We start from the raw sequence: 12,111 nt of genomic DNA on the forward strand, positions 1-12,111 counted from the left end.
AATTCGCAGAGTCAAGGGTCAAGAGTCAAGAGTCAAGTTTCTTATCTCCCGGTTGGTGAGCGTACCCCTGCGGGGAAGCAAGCTACGCGTAGCGTCTCGCAGAGAAGCCGAACCACATCTCCCTCATCTGCTCCCTGCTCCCTGCCCATTCCCTACTCTATTTTTAGGTTAAAGGGTAAACGAGCGTATATTCCTTGGGGATCATTCATCTTTTGCAGCATTGTCATTTCCTGTTGTAGTTTCTGAAATTCCATAAACAGGGGATTAGATGGTGTGGTTTGGGATTTTTTAATTCCTAAAGCAGTCTGTGCTTCTTCTGTCGCACGTCCGAAGAAGCGTTCTTCAAAACTGCTGACTTGGGGATATTCTTGTAATTGCCAATCGTTACCTAATTTGGCCTGTTTGGCAGTATAAGCGATCGCTGTATTCAAACCGCCAATTTCATCTACCAAACCAATCTGTTTCGCTGCTACACCCGACCAAACCCGTCCTTGGGCAATCTCTGCAACCTTTGCTTCTGGCAATTTCCGTCCTTGAGAAACTTTATTCAGAAATAAATTATAAATACGATTGACACTGCGCTGATAAAGTGCTAACTCTTCAGGTGATTTTGGTCGAGAAACGGTTTGACTATCAGCATAACGCGCTGTTTTCACTGAATCCCAGGTAATGCCGTTGTCATTGGCGAGCTTTTGTCCATTGAACAAAATGCCAAACACACCTATTGAGCCTGTGATGGTATTTGGTTCGGCAAAAATGCGGTTAGAATCGCTAGCAATCCAGTAACCACCGGAAGCGGCGACATCACCCATCGATACCACAACGGGTTTGACTTCACGAGTCAGGCGGACTTCTCGCTGCATAATCTCAGATGCGGTAGCGCTACCACCAGGACTATTAATCCGCAAGATTACTGCTTTTACATCCTTATCTTGCCTGATTTTGTTGAAGATTTTGGCAAAGCGATCGCCACCAACTTCGCCATCATCACCTTTACCATCGACAATTTCGCCTTCAGCATACACAACAGCAATTTTATTTTTTGATGTGCGTTCGACACCCAAAGATTTACCAGGAACTTGGGCGTAATTAATCAAGTTAATTTGGCGGAATGTTTTATCGTCTTTGTCACTGGTAGTTAATTTTTTCAAGTCAGCGACTACCTGATCGACATATCCTACTTGATCGACCAAACCACTAGCCTTAGCTTCATTAGCTTCTAGTAATGCTTGATTATCGGCGATCGCCTGCAATTTTGCGGAATTTATTTTCCGACTAGCTCCCACAGTAGTCCGCCATTCTGCCCAAACATCATCCAACAATTTTTGAGTTTGTTCGCGGTTCTCTGGACTCAGTTTGGGAAGAATAAACGGTTCCACGGCTCCCTTAAATTTCCCTACCCGCACAACCTGAACACCAATACCATATTTTTGCAGTGCGCCTGCTAGAAACATCGGTTGTGAACTCAAACCGTTGACTTCCACTGCACCCAAAGGGTTCAACACAACGTTATCTGCTACGGAACTTAGGTAATATTCCCGTTCTCCCCAGTCCACACCATAGGCTGTAATCTTTTTCCCAGATGCACGGAACTTCTCTAGCGCTTGTCGGATTTCTTTGAGAGATGCATAACCAGCACCATTAGAACCTTTGCTGCGTGTTCCATCCAAATAGATCCCAACTATGCGCGCATCGCGCCCAGCTTTTTCGATGGTATCTACAACATTGCGGAGTGTCATCCGATTATCATCTACACCAGATAGGGCTTTCTGCAGAACTTCGCCAGAATTGGGTTCAGCATCGGTGATGTTCATTGATAAGTCAAAAACTACTACTGACTTATCTTTTACTTCCGGGCCAGTATCTTTAGAGGTAGCAGCGACTACTAGCAGCAAGATCAATCCAGTGGTGCCAAGACCGCAGAAAATAAACAGTCCTAGTAAACTGCCAATTAAGCTAGCAAAAGTTTGTTGGAGAAAGTTACGCATTTGAGTCGGGAGTTGGGAATCAGTGAACAGTTAACTGACTATTGTCTGCGCTGTAAACTTTGAGAATGCTTTAACTGTTCCAAGGTAGCATTGCCAGTACAAAATAACACTGTAGTCAATTCTGCAATCAAGACTTCAGCTAAGTCCTCGACTGCTGCTTCTGATATCGCTGCTGCTTTGAGGAAAGGCATTGCTAAACCAGCGATATCTGCTCCTAAAGCGATCGCTGTTGCCACATCTAGTCCATGACGCAACCCTCCTGATGCAATTAAAGGTACATCAGGAGCTAGCGATCGAATACCCGTGATACACTCTGCTGTTGACAAACCCCAATCAGCAAACGTCCTCCCTAAACGGCGTTGCAAGGGATTTTCTGCTCGTTCGCTTTCTACCTTTGCCCAAGAAGTCCCACCAGCACCCGCTACATCAATCGCTGTAACCCCAGCCGCCATCAGTTTCTCTGTCATAACTGCGGAAATACCATTGCCTACTTCCTTCGCAATCACAGGTATTGGTAATTTACTGCACAAATTTGCAATTTTGTCAATCAATCCCCGAAAATCAGTATCACCACTGGTTTGAATACATTCTTGTAGTGGGTTAAGGTGCAAAATCAAAGCATCAGCCTCGAGAATATCCACCACTCGCAGACACTCATCTAAACCATACTTGTAATTAAGTTGCACAGCCCCTAAATTGGCAAATAACAGCACATCGGGAGCGTACTTGCGAACAGCGAAAGTATCAGCAACTTGGGGTTTCTCCACTGCTACCCGCTGGGAACCCACACCCATAGCAATTTTATAGTTTTGGGCAACCTTCGCTAAACGCTGGTTAATTAGTCCGGCTTGTTCCGTTCCCCCCGTCATCGAGGAGATTAACAGGGGTGAACTTAGGTGTTTCCCCAAGAAAGTAGTGCTGAGATTAATGTCGTCGCGGTTGATTTCCGGTAAGCAACAATGAGTAAAACGATAGCGTTCTAATCCGTTGGTGGCTTCGTGACACTGAACATCTTCCTCTAAGCAAATGCGGATGTGATCTGCTTTGCGTGACTGGGTTTGTGCTGAGACGCTGTTAGGGGAGTTCACTGGTAGATATGACTTCAAGGTGTTGTCATCACTATTGTTACAGTCTCAGAGATTTTGAGGAATGGGAGTTTGTGACTGAATTTTAGATTTTAGATTTTAAATTTTGGATTGAATAGCGCAAAATTGGGATTTCTTACAAGTCTCAGAGCAAACGAATTAAGCGGAAAAAGCGTTGTCCGGTTTCCGGACAAGCTATTTTTCAAGAAAAACATGAGAATAAATCCAAAATCCAAAATTGATTCACCTAGCTCAATCTAAAATCCAAAATCCAAAATCCAAAATTGATTCACCTAGCTCAATCTAAAATCCAAAATCCAAAATCCAAAATCCAAAATTGATTCACCTAGCTCAATCTAAAATCCAAAATCCAAAATCCAAAATTGATTCACGCGGGCTTGTGATCTAAACGAGTCGCTTGCTCTAGTGCGGCTTTTTCTTGGGATCTGCGGGCATAGGGCTGTAATTGGACGCGATCGCATCCGGTGAGAATGCTCAGATTTTCTAAACTAATACCTCGCATTAACATTTCTACACACCAAGTATGTTGTGCTTGGGCGATCGCTGGCGGTTGTCCTTGAGTAGTTAAAAGTCCCTCTGTCCATGTTTCCCAGCACATTTGAATTTCTAATTCGGAAATTGGCTTACCTGCTTTGTCGAGAAACATAGCTCTTTGAGTATCTTTACGACTTTTCAACCATTTAATTAAGGGATTGTTAGTGTAAGAGCCATAGCGTTTGCCGACAATCCACTGATTCAACGGCACCTGACGGACGTATCCTGGGGTGGTAATCTGGAGAAAATGCCCATGAACATCGTAGATTTGGTGCGATCGCTCCAAGCTAACTATTTCTGCGGGAGATAATCCCGCACCAAACAACACATACCCCAAAGCATAGTCTTGTACTCCCAATCTCCTCGCTTGTCGAAAAATTTCATGGACTAGAGCCGCTGGTAAATCAGCAACTTCTTGATTAATCACGCTTGCTGGTAAATAGTCTATTGCTGATTCCGGTGCAGATGACATCGCACCGTGTAAAAACAATCTCACCAAATTCTCCAGAAAATCATCTCGATTTTCCCAAAGTTCATGAAATTCACTAGTGAATTCGATGACTGCATATCCCAAAAGCATCCCATTTAGCAAACTAGCTAATTTTTCTGCAGGTAGATATGTATTTAGGTGTCCTTGCTCGATCACAGTGGCTAAATACTCTGCCACATAACGGTTAGCCTCCGTTAAACCCCTACCTAACGCCCGGCGATTTTCTGTCGGATATTGGTCAGCTTCTCCCACTACTGACCGCACAAATTCTGGTACTTGTTCTAATGCATGTAAGCTTTGACTTGCATAGTCTTTTAAAGCTTGGTAAACACTACCTGGAGGATTCGCCCGTCTCACTAGAGACTCCCCTAAATTTTTAAAGGCTGCGGATTCTTCTAGTACCGCTAGCAGTAATCCATGTTTATTACCAAAATGCCGGAATAGTGTAACTTCATTAACCTCTGCTTGGTCTGCAATTTGGCGGGTTGTAGTGCCGCTAACTCCCTGAGCGGTAAACAATTCAAGTGCTGCTTGAATTAAACGTTGACGGGCTGAGTAGGGTTGAGACGACATAAAAAAGAATAATGCAAGTGGCACTTGCATCGAAAGTGCAGAGTTGCTAGCATAGCAAATGTAAGTGATACTTGCTCTATTTTAACTGTAACGACTAAGAGTAGAGAAACAAGCAAATCACTTCGTGATCCATCAACGGGAATTGTTATGACCGCAAAATTTATGGCGTCCGCCCCTGAGACAGGAAATTCACCTCGCCTCAGTTGGACAAATGTAGTATTTTTTACTACATTTCACGCCTTAGCTCTATTGGCTCCCTGGTTTTTCTCCTGGACTGCATTAGGTTTACTGGTGTTTCTCCACTGGTTATTTGGGAGTATTGGTATCTGCCTAGGATATCACCGTTTACTGAGTCATCGGAGTTTCCAGGTATCCAAAGGGGTAGAATATGCGATCGCCTTCATCGGCGCACTGGCTCTCCAAGGGGGGCCGATTTTCTGGGTAGGTGGACACCGCCAGCACCACGCCCACACTGAAGATATCGATCTAGATCCCTACTCAGCCCAGCGAGGTTTTTGGTGGAGTCACATGTTATGGATTTTCTATCCTCGTTCCCAGTTCTTCGATTATGACACCTATCAAAAATATGCTCCTGACCTAGCGCGACAACCATATTATCGCTGGCTCGATCGCTATTTTATCCTCCTGCAAATACCCTTGGGTCTGCTATTGTATGCTTTAGGTGGCTGGTCTTTTGTCATCTACGGTATTTTCGTCAGAGCAGTCTTGCTTTGGCACTCAACTTGGTTCGTCAACTCTGCGACACACAAGTGGGGCTATCGCTCCTTTAACGCCAATGATGGCTCTCGTAATCTTTGGTGGGTATCCATCGTTACCTACGGTGAAGGATGGCACAATAACCATCATACTTATCCCCACGTAGCCAAAGCTGGCTTTTCTTGGTGGGAAGTTGATGTCACTTGGTGGAGCATTAAAGCTTTGAAGACTTTGGGTTTAGCCAAAAAGGTTGTCATGCCACCCTCTTGAAGTCTGAAGTCTAAAGTATGAAGTATAAAACTACCCTACTCATAAATTTTTTTTCATCTTTCATACTTTTTGAGTGAATTTGCTAGGCCGACAGCACCAGCCGCAGTCGGCTTACCAATTTTTACTTCTATGTGGCGAATGAACGATTTTCTGATACTGCTTTTTATGCGATCGCTCTGATTTTAGCTCAGTTTGCAAAACTCCTCACTCATCATCAAAAGGATTTTCTAACTTTAATTCTGTAATACACTGAAAATCATGAACATTGCGAGTTATCACAACTGCTTCTTGACATAGCGCCGTCGCAGCAATTATCGCATCCGGCAGCTTGATTTTATGTTTTCGTTTTAAAGCAATTGTCTGATTCTCAACTTTCCTAGAAATCGCAATCGAATCAAACTGACTTAATAAATTTTCTATCACCTCTGTCTCATCATCAGACAAACCAGAAAAACAAAGTAATTCAATCCTGATAATCGGCGATATCACGACGTAATTATTATTGAGAAAAGCATCTGAGAATAATTCAGAAACCGTCTCATCTCCCGCCAAATAGTAAATAAAAATATTTGTATCGTAGAGATACTTCATTCCCATTCCCCACGCACAGCGTCCAGATGAGCTAACATTGCCTCTTTCTGATTCTGAAGAATTCCCTTAGCTTTAGCAACCTTTCCATAATCTTTTTGCCATGACGCTAAAACTGACTCCGGTAAATCCAGTGTGATCGAGTCTTCATCTTCCGAAACGAGATAACGCTTAGAAATATTCACCAACGGCATAATCACAACTCCTAATGTTGACTTTATAAAATCATTATTACCTGAAGCTCTGCCTCTCAAGCCAAAAAATATGCGATCGCTTTATCGTCCCAGATTGGAGTTTCCCATAGAGCCAAAAACCTACAACCGCTGGGATATCTTGACTCAACCCACACCTATAATGGTAATTTGGGAAACTGTGACTGTAACTTTTCATTTTCCCAAATCTCAGGAAATATTAGCCAATGCCATACCTAACTTCTCCCAGCGAAATCCGTCACATTATCGCTGAATATACCAAAGCTAGAACCCTGTGGCTAGATACAGAAGTGGCTGACTACAAAAGTCGCCGTCCCCGACTATCGCTAATTCAGGTATTAGATAATCCCCAAGATATGAGTGGCGATCGCGTTTATCTTTTAGATGTTTTGGATCAGCCTGATGTGGTAGCGGAATTTGTTGAGCAAATTATGGTGAATCCTCTTATTGAAAAAGTATTCCATAACGCTAGTTATGATGTCAAATTTCTCGGCAGTAAACAAGTTAAAAATATCACTTGCACTTTAGAGATAGCTAAAAAAATTCCCTACTATCTCTTGCCATTACCTAACTATCAACTCAAAACCTTAGCTACAGTGCTATGCGATTTTAATAATATCGATAAACAAGAACAAAACAGCGACTGGGGAAAACGTCCCCTAACCGAAGAACAAATAGATTATGCTTATCTAGACTGTATATATCTTGCTCAAGTACACTCGCAATTATTAGAATTGCAACTCAAAGCTAACCCCGATCCGGCAACAGAAAATTTAACTGTACTCGGTACAAGATACTCACAACTTGAGCAGCAGTCGAAAATATTACAATCAGAATTTGAGCATCTGCAAGAGCGAGTCAAAAAAGCTATGCAGATTCAAAATGTATCTGAGACATCTTACTGCCAGCTAACTAGTTACGAACGTAAAACAGTGAAAGTGGCCTTTGCTGAATTAGCAAGACTCGTGGAAAGTGAAGGTATTAATTTAGATTTCCCCCTGACGCTGACTCAGAAGTTGCAAAAAGATTTAGGAAAAAATTTAGAACAATTGTCTGTGGATATTGAAGAAACTACTGCTTGGCGATTAACTGCCAAAAATCAGGAGAGTGATTTTGAAGATGAGTAAATTGTTTATATTGAACTACAAACTAATTTAGATTGTTGTAATAGAAGCAAACTTCAGCTTAATAAAGATTTTGCTAAAAAACATTAAAATACTAATTTCCGGGAATTTAAAACCTATAATAAAGACGGTAAAGCTAGATGCTCTTTGCCTAGAAGATAATTTCTAGGAGATGGGAAAGCGAATAGCGAAATCAAGAACAATGAAAGTTTTTATACTTTATATTCTTGATACTTAACACCTAATCCTATAGATGACCGTTAATAAAACCTAAGAGATACGAGGCAAGCATGTGAATTGACTGAGGATCTCTGGGAAAAGTTAGCATCAATCGCTAGTTAAAGAAATAACTAAATTTGGCACTAATTTGATCTAGGTAGAATGGCGGTTGAGAACAACTTATGAAACTGCGGTTATCTAAACAAAAATGTATTGGGGTGGGCAGAGCATTTACCATAGCTGTGTTGACTGCATTATGTGCAATTACAAGCCTTTCTTGTAGTAAAAAAAGTGAAGTATTAGTAACAGAAATTGGAGTCAGTCCCCCTAACCGCCGCACAGCTAGAAATTCAAAAGCTGGGGAATTTTATGTTCAGGGACAAAATCAGCACCTCAAAGGTAACTTACAAGGGGCGATCGCATCCTATGACAAAGCGATTAGTCTCGATTCTCAATATGGCGCTGCATACAAGAGTCGGGGATTAGCCTACTTTGATTTAGGCAAAAAATCAGAAGCGATCGCAGATTATAACCAAGCCATTCGCATCAATCCCAACGATGCCGAAGCCTATAATAGCCGTGGAAACGCCCGCGCCTCCCAAAACGACAACAGAGGAGCAGTTGAAGACTATAACGAAGCCATTCGTCTAGCGCCCAACTATGCCGAAGCCTACAACAACCGGGGAAATGCTCGTGCTTCCCAAGGTGACAAAAACAAAGCCTTAGATGATTTAGGACAAGCTATTCGCCTCAATCCTCGATATGCGATCGCCTACAACAACCGGGGAAATATCCGCGCTTCCCAGAGAGATAACAAAGGAGCGATCGCCGATTACAATCAAGCCATTCGCCTAAATCCTAACTTTGGCCCCGCCTACAACAACCGAGGAAACGCCCGCGCCGCTGACGGCGACAAGCCAGGAGCGCTCAAAGACTTACAGCGCGCTGCAGATATCTTTCAAAACCAAGATAACAAAGACTTGTATCAGCAAGTGATGAACAACATTAAAGAACTGGGTCAGTAGAGTCAGGAGTCAGTATATTTGTACTAAATGTCATAGCACAAATCTTGTAGAGCAGTAACTGATTGTGGTAGTCCCTGCCTTAGAAGCGATTCTAAGTACTCTTCAGATGTCTTAGGGGGATTCTTAAGACTACTTCTGTGCCTCTTTACAACTTTGCAAATTTCTATTGGGTTAAGGTCAATCAGATGCAGAATGAAGTCATCTGGATGCTGGGACTCAATACCGTATGGAGAAAGAGCTTGAGCAGGAAAATCTTTAACGTTAAAAGTGACTATAGTACTTGCATTACAACAAATAGCTGCTGCAAGAACATGGAGATCATTTTGATCTGGAAGTTGTAAACCTACGATAAGTGCTTCATAACCTGTAACTAGACAATCCCGAACATGGCTATTCATCAGATTTTTAGTTCTGGTAAGCTTCTCAAGCGTGAGATCAGGACGATCCTTTAAAACGTTTCTAATCCACTCTGAGTGAATTGCGTCCGTCCACCGTGCCCTAAATAGGTCGGTGACTGCAAGCCGCATCAGAAAATCTCTCAATGGTGCTGGATATAAGACACATGCATCATAAATAGCTGTGAAATTAGACACTATAATTACTCTACCGGATGACGATTCTTATTCGTACCCCATATCTAGTTCTTGAGCTTGAGCAGTAAGCTCATCAAGAGCTTGCATTCGGAAAGTATCAATTTGATTTTTGTAATTGAGTAGATCCTGATAACGCACCCGTCGTCGTGTTCCCACTTTACGGTATGGCATCTCTCCAGATTCCAATAACCCTACCAAATAAGGACGAGAAACATTTAAAATATCAGCTGCTTCTTGTGTCGTGAGTTCTGCATGTACGGGTATAAGAGTAACAGCATTACCTTTAGCCATTTGTGTCAAGATGTCAACAAGCAGATGAAAAGCTGCTGCTGGTATAGTAACCGTTTCACTTGTAGCGTTATCTAGCACAACTTTAATAGTACGGCATGGATCATCATCCTGTACATAGGATGCCAAAGTTTGACTACTTTTTTTAGCTAGCGTAGCATCCTCTTCTGTAGGTACAGCAATCCTACTAGCTTGGTATGTATTGACTGTCATAGATATCAGCCTCTCTCTGTCTAATATCGAAATTGCACTCCACTTATCCATACGAAAATATGGATTGCAATTATCATTAACCTCATAATAGCTCTTATTCAAAATGAACGCAATGTACGAAATGAGCGAAACCAACTTTTACAGTACACGGTAACTGAGTCAACTGAGCCAAATAATTCGATCTCCAACAATGATGCATCCAGAGGCGCAAACCCTATTTTGTGCCAAACAAGCGATCGCCTGCATCTCCCAATCCCGGAATAATATAGCCATGTTCATCTAGATGGTCGTCAATAGCGGCTGTATATACAGGCACATCAGGATGTACAGAGCAGAAATGGTTGAGACCCTCCGGTGCTGCTAGTAAGCAGACAAATTTAATTGACAAGGGATTAGTCGATTTCAGTCGTTCTACTGCGGCAACAGCAGAATTACCAGTTGCTAACATCGGATCGACGACAATCATATCTCGCTTGTCCACGTCATCGGGAACCTTAAAATAATACTCAACCGCAATTAAGGTTTTTGGATCACGGTATAAACCAATATGCCCCACCCGTGCTGATGGCATCAATTCCAACATCCCATCTAAGATTCCTTGTCCTGCGCGCATCACTGAAACTAACACCAGCTTTTTATCAGGAGCCAGCAAAGGGGCATTCATTGCGGCTAGAGGCGTTTTAATCGGCTCATATTTTAGCGGTAAATCCCGCGTGACTTCATAAGCCAACAACAAACTAATTTCTTTAACAAGGTTACGAAATTTCGTTGTGCTGGTTTCAGCTTTACGCATCAGCGTTAGTTTGTGCTGAATTAATGGATGCTCAATTAAAGTTACTTGATTTTGCATGTTTGTCATTCGTCATTTGTCATTTGTCATTTGTCAAAATAAATACACAGGACAAACGACTATCAAGGGCTAAAATACAGTACCATCACTGTCTATTTGTATAGGGGGTATGCCATTGGTTCGGAGTTCAGCGGCAATCTTGCGCCCGGCTGTCCAAGTTCCCCCTTGCAAGATTTTCACCAGTGGTAATTCCTCAATACTCATGTCCAACTTTTCGCGTACTACAGCAGCGATTCGATCCAAAAGAATCACCGTCAAGGCGCGCCATTCAACTATAACTGTTGATCCTACTGAGTGTGAGGAGCAAAAAATCTCTGGTTGTTTGGCTTTGACTAGTCCTAAATCTAGACATAGCCCCCCATTTCGATATTCTGGTAATCCGGTGAGGACATCTAAATCAGTAATTACTAAACCTAGTTCCTCTAGTGGTTCTAACAAAGAATATGTCAACCACTGGGACAGCTTGTGAAATGGCACTAAACCATCATTACCTAAAGCTGGATGTCGCCATACATCCCCCAAATTCACCCCAGCTATCTGTATTCTTCCAGGCCAAATATCACTCAATCCTTCTAGTAATGCACCTAATACAGTTGCAGCTGGTAACTGCCCGTTTTTAGATTTACCCAAGAGATAATTTACGAGATTTCCCGGACGGGGATTTTCATTTCCAAAAAGTTTTGGTGAAGCGAATAGGGCTTTACCTAATTTTTGTAATAACTGCAAGCGTCCAGAAATTCCTACCAAAGGATTTTCTGTACCGACTTGAAACCCAGTTGTTAATTCTATTTCTGTTAATGTTTGTAATCTTTGAGCATTTGTTTGCAATAAGCTGTCGTTAGCAAACATCCCTTGACAAAACAGCTGGAAACTAGCCACTGCCAATCCTTCCGATCGCCCAAATTTTAGCCCAGTTTCTTGCTCATCATAATACCAGCGATCGCCTGCGCCTGCATCCAACAATACACTGACAATTGCCAAGTCGAACTTGGCCACAGCTTTCTGCAAAGGCGTTAATCCAGCTAACTGAGCATTCAACTTAGCTAATCGGGGCACACCTCCAGCCTCAAAATGCCGCCAACGACTGTGAAACGGAATTTGCAAATTTGCATATTTTCCCCGCATCACCTCAATCACATAATCTGCTACCCTCTCCAACTGCGTCAAATCACAGGTAAAATGCTCTGACTCCCCCTCACAAACCAATGCAAACAATTGCCCACAACGTTCCCTAATCGCCACCGGCGAACGAAGATATACGATATCTTCTCTCTGCACTTCTGCGGTTCCTATCTCCACTCTTCCCTCACTCCACTGCTAA

13 protein-coding genes are annotated in these 12,111 nt (G+C 42.6%); 4 read left to right on the forward strand and 9 right to left on the reverse strand.

Annotated features, from left to right (window positions below):
* Positions 1–152: 152 nt before the first annotated feature.
* The 3 genes from sppA to CAL7507_RS25360 form a co-directional block, all read right to left on the reverse strand.
* Positions 153–1,988 carry a signal peptide peptidase SppA gene (sppA, locus tag CAL7507_RS25350; RefSeq protein ID WP_015131339.1) on the reverse strand — a complete coding sequence of 612 codons (1,836 nt, stop codon included), beginning with the start codon at positions 1,986–1,988 and terminating at the stop codon, positions 153–155.
* A gap of 38 nt (positions 1,989–2,026) precedes the next feature.
* Complete coding sequence (fni, locus tag CAL7507_RS25355; RefSeq protein WP_015131340.1) at positions 2,027–3,076, reverse strand: type 2 isopentenyl-diphosphate Delta-isomerase; 1,050 nt, start codon at positions 3,074–3,076, stop codon at positions 2,027–2,029.
* A 385-nt stretch (positions 3,077–3,461) separates the two neighbouring features.
* Positions 3,462–4,691 carry a TetR family transcriptional regulator gene (locus tag CAL7507_RS25360; RefSeq protein WP_042342490.1) on the reverse strand — a complete coding sequence of 410 codons (1,230 nt, stop codon included), beginning with the start codon at positions 4,689–4,691 and terminating at the stop codon, positions 3,462–3,464.
* Between the two features lie 147 nt (positions 4,692–4,838).
* On the opposite strand from CAL7507_RS25360, the gene CAL7507_RS25365 reads away from it, so the two are divergent.
* Positions 4,839–5,678 carry a fatty acid desaturase gene (locus CAL7507_RS25365; protein WP_015131342.1) on the forward strand — a complete coding sequence of 280 codons (840 nt, stop codon included), beginning with the start codon at positions 4,839–4,841 and terminating at the stop codon, positions 5,676–5,678.
* Between the two features lie 204 nt (positions 5,679–5,882).
* Here CAL7507_RS25365 and CAL7507_RS25370 read toward each other — a convergent pair whose 3' ends face one another.
* On the reverse strand, positions 5,883–6,269 hold the full coding sequence (locus tag CAL7507_RS25370) for a type II toxin-antitoxin system VapC family toxin (RefSeq protein ID WP_015131343.1): 387 nt from the start codon (positions 6,267–6,269) through the stop codon (positions 5,883–5,885).
* Positions 6,266–6,460, reverse strand: coding sequence for a hypothetical protein (locus CAL7507_RS25375; RefSeq protein ID WP_015131344.1), 195 nt, complete (start codon positions 6,458–6,460; stop codon positions 6,266–6,268). The genes CAL7507_RS25370 and CAL7507_RS25375 overlap by 4 nt, the downstream gene beginning before the upstream one ends.
* A 70-nt stretch (positions 6,461–6,530) precedes the next feature.
* Here CAL7507_RS25375 and CAL7507_RS31965 point away from each other — a divergent pair, with 70 nt between their 5' ends.
* The 3 genes from CAL7507_RS31965 to CAL7507_RS25385 all read left to right on the forward strand — a co-directional run bounded on the left by CAL7507_RS31965 (position 6,531) and on the right by CAL7507_RS25385 (position 8,846).
* Positions 6,531–6,731, forward strand: coding sequence for a hypothetical protein (locus tag CAL7507_RS31965; protein ID WP_015131345.1), 201 nt, complete (start codon positions 6,531–6,533; stop codon positions 6,729–6,731).
* The gene (locus CAL7507_RS25380; RefSeq protein ID WP_015131346.1) at positions 6,685–7,605 is read left to right on the forward strand and encodes a 3'-5' exonuclease; all 921 of its coding nucleotides are present in this window, start codon (positions 6,685–6,687) and stop codon (positions 7,603–7,605) included. The genes CAL7507_RS31965 and CAL7507_RS25380 overlap by 47 nt, the downstream gene beginning before the upstream one ends.
* A 398-nt stretch (positions 7,606–8,003) precedes the next feature.
* Positions 8,004–8,846 carry a tetratricopeptide repeat protein gene (locus tag CAL7507_RS25385; RefSeq protein WP_015131347.1) on the forward strand — a complete coding sequence of 281 codons (843 nt, stop codon included), beginning with the start codon at positions 8,004–8,006 and terminating at the stop codon, positions 8,844–8,846.
* 23 nt (positions 8,847–8,869) lie between these two features.
* Here CAL7507_RS25385 and CAL7507_RS25390 read toward each other — a convergent pair whose 3' ends face one another.
* The 4 genes from CAL7507_RS25390 to CAL7507_RS25405 form a co-directional block, all read right to left on the reverse strand.
* A complete protein-coding gene (locus tag CAL7507_RS25390) occupies positions 8,870–9,439 on the reverse strand; it encodes a PIN domain-containing protein (RefSeq protein ID WP_015131348.1) in 570 nt (189 codons plus the stop codon).
* Positions 9,440–9,466: 27 nt separating this feature from the next.
* Positions 9,467–9,940: a helix-turn-helix domain-containing protein gene (locus CAL7507_RS25395; RefSeq protein WP_015131349.1), complete on the reverse strand. Its 474-nt coding sequence runs from the start codon at positions 9,938–9,940 to the stop codon at positions 9,467–9,469.
* A gap of 214 nt (positions 9,941–10,154) precedes the next feature.
* Positions 10,155–10,790 carry a uracil phosphoribosyltransferase gene (gene upp, locus CAL7507_RS25400; protein WP_015131350.1) on the reverse strand — a complete coding sequence of 212 codons (636 nt, stop codon included), beginning with the start codon at positions 10,788–10,790 and terminating at the stop codon, positions 10,155–10,157.
* Between the two features lie 69 nt (positions 10,791–10,859).
* Complete coding sequence (locus CAL7507_RS25405) at positions 10,860–12,089, reverse strand: URC4/urg3 family protein (RefSeq protein WP_015131351.1); 1,230 nt, start codon at positions 12,087–12,089, stop codon at positions 10,860–10,862.
* Positions 12,090–12,111: the final 22 nt, after the last annotated feature.

This window comes from Calothrix sp. PCC 7507, assembly GCF_000316575.1.
Taxonomy (GTDB): Bacteria; Cyanobacteriota; Cyanobacteriia; order Cyanobacteriales; family Nostocaceae; genus Fortiea.